The sequence below is a fragment of the Sphingobacterium sp. JB170 genome (assembly GCF_900163865.1).
Classification (GTDB): Bacteria; Bacteroidota; Bacteroidia; order Sphingobacteriales; family Sphingobacteriaceae; genus Sphingobacterium.
This window is the reverse complement of the sequence record NZ_FUKU01000003.1, coordinates 79,463-93,815: the sequence shown is the minus strand read 5'-3', so window position 1 is coordinate 93,815 and position 14,353 is coordinate 79,463. Positions and strand designations below refer to the sequence as shown.

The window sequence follows — 14,353 nt, the reverse complement described above, 5'->3', positions numbered from 1 at the left end:
ATGAGCAAAATTCTAGTTACTGGCGGAACAGGATATATAGGTTCCCACACCGTAGTCGAATTGCACAACGCAGGCTATACACCGGTTATCATCGATAACCTTTCCAATTCTAGTTTGAAAATTTTAGACCAAATCGAAAAAATAATTGGTGTAAAGCCCGAATTTCACCAATTTGATCTTTGTGAGGAAACTTTGGTCACAAATTTTGTAAAAAACAACCCCGATATTACGGGTATTATTCATTTTGCTGCTTCAAAAGCCGTTGGAGAATCTGTCGAGAAACCATTAAAATATTATCGTAATAACTTCTTTTCCCTCATCAACATACTACAAGCTTACAACGATAAAAAAATAAACTTCGTGTTTTCCTCAAGCTGTACGGTGTACGGTGAACCTGATCAATTGCCGGTTACAGAATCTGCACCTGTTAAGAAAGCAACTTCTCCGTATGGTAACACCAAACAAATTGCCGAAGAGATATTAGAAGAGTCTGCGAATGCATACGGTAATTACAACGTAATTGCACTACGCTATTTTAATCCTGTAGGAGCGCATGAGTCCGCACTGATTGGTGAGTTACCTTTAGGTGTACCACAAAATCTGCTTCCTTTTATCACACAAACAGCAATAGGAAAACGAGAGAAACTAACAGTTTTTGGCGGTGATTACGATACGCCTGACGGGTCGTGTATCCGCGACTATATTCATGTGGTGGACTTAGCAAAAGCACACGTGGCGGCAATTAAATTGCTTGAAAAAGGCAATCCAAATGGCAATTACGATGTATTTAACGTGGGAACAGGAAACGGGTACTCGGTCCTCGAAGCAATTACTGCGTTTGAGAACGAGTCTGGCCGGAAACTGAACTATACAATAGGCCCACGACGCGGAGGCGATATCATTAAAGTTTGGGGCGACGTCACCAAGTCAACCCAACAACTTGGCTGGACAGCACAACTGGGTATTGACCAAATGATGTCTTCTGCTTGGGCTTGGGAAAAATACTTGCAAGAACAGCCTATCGCTTAAGAAAAACATATATCCTAAAACAATACCCCCGCAAAATGGCGGGGGTATTTGGGTGATATGTCAGATTTATTAAATTTTACATTGAATCGGGCAAACCATAACTATTACGATTCTAACTTCTTATATTTTTCACCATAGTAGCGCTCATTAAATTTTAAATTAGGGACAAGCCAGTACATTTGAATCACTCTGGAATATCGAAAATTAAACCCGGAACAAATGATCGTAATGAGCACACAAGCAGCTAAATAGAGCCATGGTGACTCTGACCCTCCAGAAAGGACATAGGTAGCCACACATACGGTGATAAACTCCGCTACGCTCAAGGCATAACTTACAAACATTGCGACATAAAAAAAGCCCGGTTCCATTTCGAATTTAAAATCACAGTGTGGGCAACGTTTTAGCATCGATTCTCCTTTAACTCGAAATAACCCACCAACAAACATCTTTCCTGTTTTACAACGGGGACACCTACATTCCCATGCAGCTTTGACGTCACTAATGACATATTTATTATCGTCTTTACTCATATTTTTTTGTGTATAAATTTATATTCTTTTTAAACTCTTCCGGAGTGCACCCTACAGCCTTCTTAAAGAATTTTGTGAAATAAGAAGCGTCCGAAAAATTTAACTCATAGGCTATTTCCGCTATCGAGTAGTTTTTAACGACTAACAATCGTTTCGCCTCCAGAAGTACGCGATTACGAATTAGCTCGCCCGCCGAGTAGCCCAACTGTTCTTTTGTAACGGCATTTAGATGGTTGGGTGTAACGTATAGTAAAGCCGCATAATCCTTAGGTAACTTGAGAGTACTAAAATGTACCTCAATTAAATTCATAAAGTTATGTAGCAGGGCGTGATTAATTTTATTCGCACCCAGGCGCTCTACAGGGTCCCGTTGCTTTTCTAAAACGTGGAACAAGTATAATAGCGAAACTCGTCCAAAGTCGAGCTCACGCATATTCTGACGCAAACGCTCAAATATATTCAACACGGAAACACGCTGTTCTTCTTTTATCGTAAATACGTCGTCTTCTGCACGACCGGAAAAAAAGGAAAAATAACTTACATGTTCAGACCTGACGAGAAATGTTTTAAAAAGATCCTTATCAAAATTCACAATATATCCATCAACTCCCTCATCAAAAACCCAAGTATGTATTTGACCTGGCGACATAAAATAAATACGCCAAGGTTGTACTTCAAAAGTTTCAAAATCCAACGAAAATGTTCCCGTCCCTTTGGTAAAAAGCAGAAAATGGTAAAAATTATGCCGATGAGGGAAAACCAAATTACGATTACGCGCTAGATAACCCGCAAGATCTTCGACCAAGATGTCTTTATGAAACGGCCCTGAAACCGTACACTGCTCAATAACAGGTATCTTTGCAACCATGCACAAAGATACACCAACACACCATTACTCTATAGTATATTTGCATCATTAAATGGTACTTTTTACTTAAAAACCATTAAAAACACTTATTTAGAAAATTTTGTACGTGATTACTCGTATAAAGCGACTTAAGAAATCACCAAGGAATAATAGGCTGCGAGATCATCTTCAATTCGGGGATCAGAACCCTTAATCTATTGCGAAAAGTTTATAACTTTATGCCATGTCACTACATAAAGATCTCGAACTAAAAGAAGCCGTATTGAACCTTTCACAAAAAGAAAAAGACAAACTACTTGTGCGCCTGGTCGGAAAAGACAAGATGCTTATGAAACAGCTCCATTTCCGGCTTCTAGAAAGCGAAGTGGATCTTACCGAAAGAATTGAAAATCTAAAAAGGGACATCAGCAATCTTTTTCGCAGTATGAAGCGAGGGAGTAACTATTCACGTAACTATAGTTTAGACAAAGACCTGTCAGCACATATCCGGCATGCTAATGGGCTAGTGAACGAGCACGAGAAAATAACCAAAGATAAATTTAGCGACGTTGAATGTCGATTACTTATTTTAAATGATGTTTTCGAACGTTATCCCGGCGTATTTGAAAAAGATTCTTACTACGCTTCGCCCAAGCTTCTAAGCTATGTCCAAGCTCGAGTACGTATGGTGGTTCCGAAGTATGAGAAATTACACGAAGATTTTCAATTTGATCTACGGGACCAATTCCAAAAAATGATGGATTTTGCGGTCGAAAATAATTTAGATTAAATGGTACCCGTTCCAGCAAGATTAAAATTGGACGGCGCTATCGTTAATCTCAAATTTCTTATTTGATAGCATTTGATAAATTTCAGCTGCTGCTAATATGGTCGGACCATACCCATGTGCAGCATACTTGTTTACCGGACGATAATAGTAGAACGCAGGATCAAATCCCATCCCAGTACCAACACAGGTACCTTCAACCTGACCCTCCGCATTAATCTTTGAACTCACCGCATTCCACGCTTGCAAAACCATAGGGCCATAGGCTTGCGCATCCAGCCAACCAGCGTTAATACCGCGGGCAATACAATACGCATAAATCGCAGTGGCAGATGTTTCCAGGTATGAATCGTTCCGATCAAGCAATTGATGCCAAAAACCCGTACCATGCTGCAGATTAGCCAAGGCCTCGACTTGTCGTTTGTACTGGCTAAGTAATTTATTTCGCTGGGGATCGTTTTGTGGTAATACGTTTATAATTTCTACTTTCGTCAAAAGCGCCCATCCATTTGCTCGAGCCCAATGAAATGCGGGATGAGGTTCCATTCCTTCTACCCAGCCGTGTCTATACAAGCCTTTCTCCGGCATATACATCTTCTGTGAGAAAAGCCAAAACTGGCGAAATGCCTCTTCAAAATAACGTTGTTCTCCGCGTTGCTTTCCCATCTGCACAAGTGCAGGCAAACTCATGTATAGATCATCCAACCATATCGTATTCTTCAACGGTCTGTTTCTGGCTAATGTACCATCACTTAATCGAAACTCCTTGTTCATGATATAATCAATATAATTCCCCACAATCGGACTAAAATCCTCTCCGATTTGTGCAAATGCTTGCGCTTTAATTATTGCAGCACACATCGACCCCGCGTCGTCCAGCGCAGCCGGACTCGTGACCGAATGAACTGGTGAGCGGTAGCCGGGATGAGCTTCCTCCAGCTCCTTAAATTTCGGAAGTACTTCCGCAATAAAAGCCAAACGATCCAGCGTGTAGTTGGAAAATTTTTGATCTTTGGTAACCTCTGCAGCGCGTAACATTGCCCCGTAAGTTACCCCCCATTCATAACTGATTAAACGAAAATCGCCTTTTTCGAATACCGTATTGGTATCAATTAATGCTATATCCTCAATCACTGCCCCATCCTTCTTGTTTTCTAATACCGTTGAAGTTACGTTGTTGAGGTAGTTATATACTTTATCGATATCAGCTTTGATACTATCGAGTGTTGTCTGGCCATATTGTACTGGATAGTCAGGATTTAATAAGTGTAACGGCGTGTTTGCATCAGTCACCTGCAAATCCTTAACTAATTGTTTTTGTACGCAACTGCCGAGCGTCAGTGTGATTAAACACAATATAACCAAGCTTTTATTCATTCGATTTAAGTTCATATTAATAGAAAGTTTTTATCGGTTATTTCAATAGACTTAATTCCAACTCTCGGTTCTATCCTCATGATTTATCGGATTAAGTTAATCCCTATATTAAACGAAACTAGTGAACAGAATAGATTTCGGCAACCTGCTGTGACCCGTTTAATCAAAAAAGTTCTTCGCGTATACCGCGATAATTCTTCATGACAAGTTGTGACTTACCAAGTTAGTATGCTTTTAGATTGCGCAAATTTATTATCTTTGATTTATGAGTACAGCTACAAAAACAAACCACATAGGCCGCAAAATAACACGCATACGTGAGCTTCGAGGTATGAAACAAGAGGCGTTGGCTCTTGAACTTGGAATAAGTCAGCAGGCCGTCTCTTTACTAGAAAACAAAGAAAGTATAGAAAAAGATTTGCTTTCGCAGGTCGCCAAAATTTTAGGTGTAACCCCTGAAGCGATCGAGAATTTTGATGAAGAAAAGATGATCAACTATTTCAATACTTTCAATGACCAGAGCTTTAGTAACAACCATGGTGCTATTCAAGCAATGAACTGCACATTTAATCCGCTTGATAAATTGGTAGAGGTATTCGAAGAGAATAAAAAGCTGTATGAACGGCTATTAGAAGCTGAAAAGGAAAAAAACACCGTTCTTCAAAAACTACTCGAGCACAAGTAGAATACTAACTCCCTCTTTTAACAAAAAATGGCGACCGATACCCGAACGAAAGCATTACAACAGGAGAGGTAAGAATCAAAATTCACCTAACAAAATATTCACGCTAAGATCTACATTTTCGGAGAACAGAAAAACACGTCGCGGTTATAGCTCTGTTAAAATCTGCCATCATTCGACAAAAGTAATTGAAATATTTAAAGCCTGTCCACTTATGACGGAAGAAGCAGAACCCGTTTTTGAAATTCCCTCTATACATTATCCGCATATAGAGGGAATTTGGTATACTAAAGCATAAGTATATTCCAGTTTTAGCGCCCCTAGCCATTCCGTATTTTTCAAAAAAAGTTTTGAGATTTGTTCGGGTTGGGCTCCTTTATTATCTTCACACCATATTACATTGCTCGATAATAACGGAGCTCGATAATATTGTTTGGCATCGGTAAATCGTTCCAATGCTCATGAATCACAAGTGCAGCACCGATTGCCGTGGCTTGAGCCATGGAAGCTGCATACGTTTCGATATTATCAAAACGCTTCGCAAGTAAATTCATGAATATATTGTTCTTGCTAAAGCCTCCATCAACGAAAATGCGCTTTATACGTTTTTGTGAAAACACGAGCTTCGTGGCTGCAACTTGCGCCTCGACGAGGTAGATCATCAATGCATGATAAGCCTCTTCAAAATCTGCAAATGCACTTAAGTCGATGTTCTGGAAAGCATCGAGGTCGCTCGGCACTACATTAGCGTTTTTAATTTTATCGATAAGATCCCAATCGATTTCGATATTCTTGAAACGCGCAGTAGTAACATGGAAATGCTCTGCAATCCGCTTGCTTTGCGTTTCATGAACGTACCCCCCGAAAAGGCGCGAGGCTTTCACCGGTGTACCCGCATATGTCATATAGAACAAGCAATCTTTCTCGAGCTGTTCTTTAGTCAACGCTTCCTCATTAAAAGGATTGAGCGAAATACACCAAGTACCTGTGGAAATAAGTATAAACGGCTCATGAAAATTTAGCAAGTACGGAATCAGTGCAGATGAACTGTCATGAAGACCGACGCCAACTTTATAAGGGCTTCCAGGGAAAGCGGCCGAGAACACTTCATCACCTTTGACAATTGGCGCCAGTTTTTGATCAATCCCGGAATCTTTAACCCACTGATGATAGTCATTTTGTGCGTAGTCCCATAGTGCGGTATGACAACCAATACTTGTCATATCTGAATACATTTGGCCTGACACCAAGAAACTCAAATATTGCGGCAAGTGAATACCAAATTTCACCTGTTTAAAAATAGCGGGATTCTGTTTTTGTAATCTATAAACTTGCAATCCTGAATTCAAACTCCCTAGTACAGGTGAGGCCGTCGCAAGTGAAAAAGCTTCCGTACCACCATAACTCGCATGAATATCATCCTGCAATTGGGCAGGATAATCTTTCAAATAATTATATAGCGGGGTAAGCGGTCTTCCATCTTCGTTCACATACACGAAACTCGCCCCATAGGACGTGAAATTTATCGCTCGAACCTCAAATTCCGACCTCCGGAATACTTCATGCAAAGAATCAAAAACAGAAAGCCGAAGGCTCTCCAAGTTTTCACAAGGATCACCATCCTCATCGACTGTTTCTAGAAACCGGGCCGAACGTTCAAATACTATTTTGTAATGTTCATCAAACAAAAAAAGCTTTTTGTTTGTCTTACCTACATCGAAAATTGCGACGACCGGTATACGTTTTTTCGCCATAGGTAATTTTTATAATCCGGTTGCCACAGTGTCGCTTCCGCGTTCCCCCACAAGTTTAGTTCGGGTATCTAATTCGTTAAACAGGGCTACTGGATTTAAAGCCGCTCCATCGCGTAGCCGGGCTTCAGCCACAACTGCTCGTATGTCTGTACGGAACGTATCCTGCAAAATTTCTTGCGCACCTACCACATCGTTCTTTTGCTGCGCCTCGCGCAGGGCGGTACGATCAACCAGAAGAGCTTGCGCGTATGCGATCATAATAGCCTCCACAGATTGCAACAGGTCGACCAATGGATCTTTTAAATTATGTGAAGCATCAATCATCCAACTTAATCCAGTAGCATGATCAATACCACGTGCATCCATACCGTCGACGAGTTCACAGAAGATCAAAAACAGTTGATACGGTTTGATACTACCGGCAGTCAAATCATCATCGGCATATTTACTATCGTTGAAATGGAAACCCGCGAGTTTACCTTCCATCAATAGCAAAGAGACGATTTGCTCGATGTTTGCATTTGGTAAATGATGGCCCAAATCGACTAACGTATAAGCCTTAGGTCCTAGTTTATTGGCCAACAATAAGGACTGTCCCCAATCAGCAATTGTAGTTGAATAAAAATGTGGTTCGAATGCCTTGTACTCGATAAACATTTTCCAGTCTTCTGGCAGATGTTCATATATTTGCTGTAAACTTTCTAATGTATTTTGGAAAGCTTCGCGAAAGTTAAGTTGACCGGGAAAGGATGAGCCATCGGCTAACCACACCGTAATTGCTTTAGAGCCAAGAGAAATACCGTGCCGGATTACTTCAATGTTATGATCGACCGCTTGCTTTCGGACTTTCGGGTCAACATGATGCAAGGATCCAAACTTATAGCTAAGTTCCTGCTCTTTTTGATCCTGAAAGGTATTCGAGTTCACCGCATCAAAGCTTAGTCCATAGGATGATGCATGGCTTTTTATACGTTCTGGGTCACTTGGAATATCCCAAGGAATGTGTAACGAGATTAGCCCACTAGATGCATTGAGTGCGTGGAGCAAACCCACATCTTCGATTTTCTGCTCTAAGGTTCCAGGCTCTCCTTTACCGCCATAACGGCCAAAACGTGTCCCGCCCGTTCCTAGCGCCCAGCTCGGTATACCTACTTGAAATTTACGAAGTTTTTCGATTACCTCTTCGAGGCCACCAATATCTTGTGCAACATATTCAAAAGCTCTTTTATGCTTTGCAAGCAACCCCTGGTTATGTTTATCTATAATTTGTTTGTCTATTCTCATGGTTTATTATATTGTTGCTAAAACAATAAAAATACGAACGATCCGACAATTAATGCCGGATCATTCATAGTCAATTTATCTAACGAACGCCATGGCAACACCGCCATCGACATTCAGTACATTGCCTGTTGATTTATTTAAGTTGCCTCCCACAAATGTGAAACATGCATTTGCAATATCGTCCGGTAGTATAACCTCATTTAAAAGGGTACGCTTCGCATAAAATGCAGGCAGCTCCTCGACGGACACCCCATATGCCTTAGCGCGACCTTCGGCCCAACCGCCAGCCCAGATATTACTATCGGAAATTACAGCATCCGGGTTAACGACGTTCACTCTGATTTTTGCGGCACCAAGTTCCGCCGCATTTAAACGACTTAAGTGTAGCTGCGCAGCTTTCGCACTTCCGTAACCCGCATTATTCGGACCGCTAACAAGAGCATTTTTACTTACGATATTGATAATATCACCGCCAATTGCTTGTGCTTTCAACACGTGAGTCGCGCCTTGGGTTACTAAGAACTGGCCTTTCACCAATACGTCATACAGCAAGTCCCAGTCTTTCTGCGTATGGTCTTCTATGGTTTTGGAGATTGAAAGCCCCGCATTGTTAATGACGATGTCGATACCGCCAAAATTAAGCGCCGCGATTTTCATCGCTTCTTCGATCTGCTCTTGATTCGTAACATCCAGCTTAGCTGTAGCCACGGCATCTCTACCGAAAAGCTCGACAAATTCAGCCTTCGCTCCTTCGAGACGTTCTTCGTTCACATCATTTAACAACACAACAGCACCCTCGTTCGCAAATTTTTTGGCGATAGCTTTACCAATACCACCAGCACTACCGGTCACTAGGGCAACCTTACCCGATAATGCTTTGGGTTTAGGCATACGCTGTAATTTTGCTTCCTCAAGCAACCAATACTCGATATTAAAAGCTTCTTGGCGTGGCAGCGACGTGTATTCACTGACCGCCTCGGATCCTTTCATGACGTTAATCGCGTTACCGTAGAATTCAGCTGCTACACGAGCCGTTTGTTTGTCCTTGGCAAAGGCAAACATACCCACACCTGGGTATAAAATTATGACAGGGTTTCGGTCACGAATCGCTGGGCTGTTTGGGTGTTTGCATTTTTCGTAGTACGCCGTATAAATTTCCCGATAATCTTGAAACAAAGGTTCTAATTTTGCTTTAAGTGCTTCGGTATCGCTCAAGTCCTCTCCTTTGTCTAAGTTTAAGATTAGCGGCTGTATCTTAGTACGTAAAAAATGATCCGGACAACTTGTTCCAAGGGGTGCTAAGCGTTCCAAATCATTCGAATTGATATACTCCAATACTTTAGGATCATCGGTAAAATGACCAATCATATGGCGTTCACCCGAGCAGAATCCTCGTAAAACGGGTGCGATCTGAGCAGCTTGCTCCTGGCGCTCGGCCTGTGAAAGGCTTTCCATCTTTTGACCACCAAATACAGGCCGGTTCTTACCGTAATTTTGCGTCAAATATTCAGCGCACGCTTCGATCACATCAAGTGAATTAACATAGCTTTCATAAGCCGTATCGCCCCATGTGAAAAGACCATGCGATCCGAGCATGATACCGCGAATCCCCGGATTTTCCGCTAAGCAGGCACGTAACTGTAACCCTAGATCAAATCCAGGCTTCTGCCAATCGACCCAGCCAATTGTCCCATTAAAAAGTTCCTTCGTTATTTTTTCACCGTCTTTTGCTGCTGCAATAGCTATGGCCGCATCGGGATGCAGGTGATCGATATGCTTAAAAGGTAAAAAGCCATGTAGCGGCGTATCGATGGATGGCGCTTTTGACTTTAAATCAAAAATACAGTGATTGAATAGCTCAACCATCTCATCCTCGTGCTCAATACCTCGATAGACATTTTCAAGATTGCGCAACCGCTCTACGTACAATGCAGCAAGTCCTGATTTTTTTAAAGTGCCGATATCGCCTCCTGAACCTTTGATCCACATCACTTCGACCTCTTGGCCTGTTAATGGGTCTTTATCAATCAATTTACAGGAGGTGTTCCCTCCGCCATAGTTCGTAATGCGTAAGTCTGCACCCAATAAGTTTGAGCGATATAACAATAAGGCTACCTGATCACCCTCGAGTGACTTCGCCTTTTGCTCGTCCCATAAATAGTTTACGTGTTTGTATTCTTTCACGGTTAAAAAGTTTTATGTTATTATTCTAGTGTTCTTGCAAATCCAACGATACAGATAGAAATGATAATCGTGATGATCCCTGCGATAATAGAGGTATACGTTGATTTATTCACTCCTTTCCATTCTTTTAAAACAATGCCCCAAGCATTGGAAATTAAGATGATAAATGCCATATGTAGAATCCAGGAGCTCGCTCCATTCCCTAAACGGCTCTCACCCATTCCATAGAAAAAGAACTGTAGATACCAAGTCGTACCACCCAAAGCACACAACAGTACATTTTTAGCTAGCGGTGCAGATTTTTTACCATAGTCACTGAACGTATTGTTCTTCGCTAACAGGTATATACACCAAATAACGTTCGTCGTAAATCCGCCCCATAAGATGATGATATAGGTGACATTATTTTGGTACAAAAACTCCCCCTGGGCCGGGTTGGCCGCTTTCCAGAGGTTATTGGCAACATCAGCCATCGGCTTTCCTGCCTCAATACCAAAATTAAAGCATGCGCTTAAAACGCCAGACACGATCGCTACAATAATCCCGATCCCAAAGTTATAATCGGCTTTTGTTTCGGCCGAAAGGCTGGAAAGGTCTTTTTCTTTTAAGACTCCTGCCCGACCGCACAAATAAACGCCTACCACACACACGAGCAAACCAAGCAAAATACAAAGACCGGCACTCGTGGTAAAGAAATAATCTATCCCATGTTTTCCTGGCGCAGGGTTCACCAAATAATAGATGGAGGGCATTAAAGAGCCAAAAACCATACTCAAGCCAAGCATCACGCTACTTCCCAGGGAGACCCCCAAATACCTAACGCCAAGTCCGTATGTAAGACCTCCTATTCCCCATAACAGCCCAAACAAAAAGGTGTACCCAAGTGTCGAGCTACCAGCCTCGCGGATGATTTCCGAAAAGTTTGGAATGGTCATCCATGCGGCAATCGGTGGTACAATTATCCAGGAGAACAATCCACCTAAAATCCACATCGCCTCCCAAGACCATCCTTTTACTTTCTTATAAGGAACGTAAAAGCTTCCCGATGCAAATCCCCCGATAAAATGAAAAATAACGCCTGCTAATGCATTCATAAATTAAACTTTTATTAAAATAGATTTAAATTGATGCTCCAAGGTAAAAGAAATATTGAGCAAAACTGTTATGGACTGTCATGCTAGCTACCGATTAACTTTAGTATAACTTACCTACTACGGGTTTAGTCCGGAATTCCCCAACATGTTGATTACGTCATTCCTACGAGCGGCCGGATGAACATTCAACTCAACTAATTCCCCGTTCTCAAGGCGCCCTTCGATGGTCGTTTGTTGGGGAGCATGCAGTTTAAAATGAACGTCCCACTCTTTGGGCCATGCCGGGAAAAGGTAAATCTTCTGCCCGACCGATTGCATTAACATCTCTTGCAACCCTATCATTCCGGATCCTCCCCAATTATGATCCGGGACCCAGTCGTACCCCGGTCCCCAGAAGGTAGGAAATCGGCGGGGAGCATCTTTTAATTTAAGAAGGATTAACCGCTTTGCTTCGGCGGTAAGGCCTAAGCGTGCGGCAAAAATATTATCTTGCTTCCAGCCCACATGGCTGCGAAACTTCAAAACCTCTGGGTCGTGGAAATACGTATTTCTCGCAAGGTCCAACCCGGGGTGACCAACGCCATAAATCCCCCACGGGAAAACCGGATACAACTGCGGGGATTCTGAATTTTAATATCTTTAATCTGGATGTTATTACAGTTAAGAAATTGTATAAAGGGGGGGCGTAAAAACCCACGCTCTATCCATCCTGGAAGATCCGGCGCTAGCACATCTTTATTCAGCCGCTTAAATTCTTTCTGCCATTTGGTCTCTTCCCCTTCTTTTTGTTCACGAATAGTTACTTCAGAATACCCCCACCATTTTTTGCCGTGCCCATCGATCAACCCCCGTCCGACAATAGCTATATTTTCTAAACCATCGCCATAAATTAACGGGGAAAAATTGGTTACCTCAGTTCCCTCCCACCTAGACTTTACCATTGGCAAGTAGTCGTCAAAATTATCGCTAAAATGAAGTTCGGCGCCTGCGTCGATAAACAGTGTTATGTTACTTTTGAAGTGAATCGGCCCGGTAATATACTTTCCTGCTGGGAAATAAACGGTCCCACCACCCTCCTCCGCGGCGGCATCTATCGCCTTAGCGATCGCTTTTGTGTTAATTTCAGTGCTATCGTTGATAGCCCCATAGTCCATCACATTGTAAAATGCTTGCCCAAACACAGATTGATTAGTGAAGATCACCAACGCGAGCAACAATACGGTTATTCCTTTTATCATTTTAATTTAATATTGAGAGGTTTCAATTTTTTAGATTTCGCAACTAGATTACCCCCCACGTAGACGAGTAGTCCTTTTCCCTTATTATATTTTTCACCCGTTTCATCCCAGAAGATATCCACAATTTTATTTTTATATGGGATACCCTGCAAGGTGAAATAGGCCCATTGTCCCTCCGGAATCAAAGGTTTTATCGTAAAGCCGTCGTCAAGCGCTGGTTTAAAACCAATTAGATCTTCAATAATAATATCTGCAAAGGTCGAATGGTTATAAAATTTGCTCCGAGGATCATCCCCTTTCAGCCAATAGCCGGTCTTTTCATCTTGGTATTCTCCCACGTAGGGCTTTCCATTCATGACATGAGAACGCGCATATTGATGTACCGCGTGATAAAAATCAGCCTTTGACAAGGTTTTAGGACCAAACCTATAGTCAGCCAAGAAGTTAGCCATACCTTTCAGTGTTTGCGTACTGGCAAATGGCCATAATGCGCCATCCCATTCGCAACTATGTCCGGTTCCGCGCGTACGAAAGGTCGGCTCGCGGCGTTCCGCCGTTGTCAACCCCCAAGGTGCATTGAATCCGGCCGTATCGATCGCCTGTTGCCAAGCTTTAGCAAATTTTGCTTTATCTGGAACAGCGTGAAAGTACCATGGAATAAATCCTATAGCCTCTCGGGCTCCGTGCAATCCACCTTTTTCCAGTCGCGTTTTAAAGAATTGGTCTTGCGTGTCCCACAGCGAATCGACAAGCAATTGCTGCATATCGTGCGCCTTAGCCGTATAAACTTTCTTTAAACTATCCTTACCGGCGAGTTTGGCGATCTCGGCAATCGCGCGGGCATTGGCAAACATATAGCTGTTAATTGTCGGCCGCATGTTTTCTTCCTTTCGCGCCCCAGAAACAGATTCTTCCATGCCATCGCGCACATCGTACTGCCAGAAGAGTCCATTCTCCCCAAGGCGCTCCTCTTCCCATTTCTGGTAATCTTTATCTAAGTCGATCAAGCGATCGGTGAGGAATTTCTCATCATTATCGACTAAATAATATGCAAGCATCGCATCGGCAAGCCAAGAGCTGAATTGATGAAAACGAGGTTTGGATTGACCGACATCGGCGTGATAGAGGAAGAAATCTATGTATTCTTTTATAAAATCACTGTTACGAAGCCACCGTCCTTCATATACATGATGCCCAAGGGCACAACTGATCGAATTGTATTTACCGGCGTGTTTTACCGGTTCTATAAATTCGGTCACGATGGTTCCCTCTGGTGTTTCTTTTACATGTTTGCGGAACGACCACCAACGGAAATAATAGATTTCTTCGAGCGTACTATCAGGGCAAGCGAACAGAGGAACGTTAGCTTTCATCCATTCTGCGGACTCCGCATTGGGTATCTTATTGATTACCGCCTCATTGTCCTGTCGGTTAAACTTGCTAACATACGTATCTACTTTGTGCGTTAATGTCTCTTGAGCAAACAAGCTCACAGGTAAAAGAGAGAACAGGGTAATCGCTACTTTTTTTAATTTCATCCAGTT

General features: G+C 42.3%; 13 protein-coding genes. 3 read left to right on the top strand and 10 right to left on the bottom strand.

Annotated elements, in window-relative coordinates; translation table 11 throughout:
* Nucleotides 1–1,029 carry a UDP-glucose 4-epimerase GalE gene (galE, locus tag FM107_RS00500; RefSeq protein ID WP_086946574.1) on the top strand — a complete coding sequence of 343 codons (1,029 nt, stop codon included), beginning with the start codon at nt 1–3 and terminating at the stop codon, nt 1,027–1,029.
* Between the two features lie 104 nt (nt 1,030–1,133).
* Here galE and FM107_RS00495 read toward each other — a convergent pair whose 3' ends face one another.
* Together FM107_RS00495 and FM107_RS00490 are read right to left on the bottom strand one after the other, a co-directional pair.
* Nucleotides 1,134–1,562, bottom strand: coding sequence for a hypothetical protein (locus tag FM107_RS00495; protein WP_086946573.1), 429 nt, complete (start codon nt 1,560–1,562; stop codon nt 1,134–1,136).
* Nucleotides 1,555–2,430 carry an AraC family transcriptional regulator gene (locus tag FM107_RS00490; protein WP_086946572.1) on the bottom strand — a complete coding sequence of 292 codons (876 nt, stop codon included), beginning with the start codon at nt 2,428–2,430 and terminating at the stop codon, nt 1,555–1,557. The genes FM107_RS00495 and FM107_RS00490 overlap by 8 nt, the downstream gene beginning before the upstream one ends.
* A 223-nt stretch (nt 2,431–2,653) precedes the next feature.
* Between FM107_RS00490 and FM107_RS00485 the strand changes: the two genes are divergently transcribed.
* Complete coding sequence (locus FM107_RS00485) at nt 2,654–3,199, top strand: hypothetical protein (protein WP_086946571.1); 546 nt, start codon at nt 2,654–2,656, stop codon at nt 3,197–3,199.
* A 21-nt stretch (nt 3,200–3,220) separates the two neighbouring features.
* Here FM107_RS00485 and FM107_RS00480 read toward each other — a convergent pair whose 3' ends face one another.
* Nucleotides 3,221–4,573 (bottom strand): glycoside hydrolase family 105 protein, encoded by a 1,353-nt coding sequence (locus FM107_RS00480; RefSeq protein WP_218778880.1) that lies wholly within the window; start codon nt 4,571–4,573, stop codon nt 3,221–3,223.
* A 265-nt stretch (nt 4,574–4,838) separates the two neighbouring features.
* Here FM107_RS00480 and FM107_RS00475 point away from each other — a divergent pair, with 265 nt between their 5' ends.
* On the top strand, nt 4,839–5,258 hold the full coding sequence (locus FM107_RS00475) for a helix-turn-helix domain-containing protein (protein ID WP_086946569.1): 420 nt from the start codon (nt 4,839–4,841) through the stop codon (nt 5,256–5,258).
* Between the two features lie 392 nt (nt 5,259–5,650).
* Here the strand turns inward: FM107_RS00475 and FM107_RS00470 are convergent, their stop codons facing one another.
* The 7 genes from FM107_RS00470 to FM107_RS00440 form a co-directional block, all read right to left on the bottom strand.
* Nucleotides 5,651–7,009, bottom strand: coding sequence for an FGGY-family carbohydrate kinase (locus FM107_RS00470; protein ID WP_086946568.1), 1,359 nt, complete (start codon nt 7,007–7,009; stop codon nt 5,651–5,653).
* A 9-nt stretch (nt 7,010–7,018) separates the two neighbouring features.
* Nucleotides 7,019–8,293 carry a TIM barrel protein gene (locus FM107_RS00465; protein WP_086946567.1) on the bottom strand — a complete coding sequence of 425 codons (1,275 nt, stop codon included), beginning with the start codon at nt 8,291–8,293 and terminating at the stop codon, nt 7,019–7,021.
* Nucleotides 8,294–8,368: 75 nt separating this feature from the next.
* Complete coding sequence (locus FM107_RS00460) at nt 8,369–10,477, bottom strand: bifunctional aldolase/short-chain dehydrogenase (protein ID WP_086946566.1); 2,109 nt, start codon at nt 10,475–10,477, stop codon at nt 8,369–8,371.
* Between the two features lie 20 nt (nt 10,478–10,497).
* Nucleotides 10,498–11,571 carry an L-rhamnose/proton symporter RhaT gene (rhaT, locus tag FM107_RS00455; RefSeq protein ID WP_086946565.1) on the bottom strand — a complete coding sequence of 358 codons (1,074 nt, stop codon included), beginning with the start codon at nt 11,569–11,571 and terminating at the stop codon, nt 10,498–10,500.
* Between the two features lie 117 nt (nt 11,572–11,688).
* Nucleotides 11,689–12,075, bottom strand: a complete 387-nt coding sequence (locus FM107_RS00450) for a hypothetical protein (protein ID WP_256959250.1) — start codon at nt 12,073–12,075, stop codon at nt 11,689–11,691.
* Between the two features lie 14 nt (nt 12,076–12,089).
* Complete coding sequence (locus tag FM107_RS00445; RefSeq protein ID WP_086946564.1) at nt 12,090–12,809, bottom strand: glycoside hydrolase family 28 protein; 720 nt, start codon at nt 12,807–12,809, stop codon at nt 12,090–12,092.
* Nucleotides 12,806–14,347 (bottom strand): glycoside hydrolase, encoded by a 1,542-nt coding sequence (locus FM107_RS00440; RefSeq protein ID WP_086946563.1) that lies wholly within the window; start codon nt 14,345–14,347, stop codon nt 12,806–12,808. Before FM107_RS00440 ends, FM107_RS00445 begins: the two co-directional genes overlap by 4 nt.
* Nucleotides 14,348–14,353: the final 6 nt, after the last annotated feature.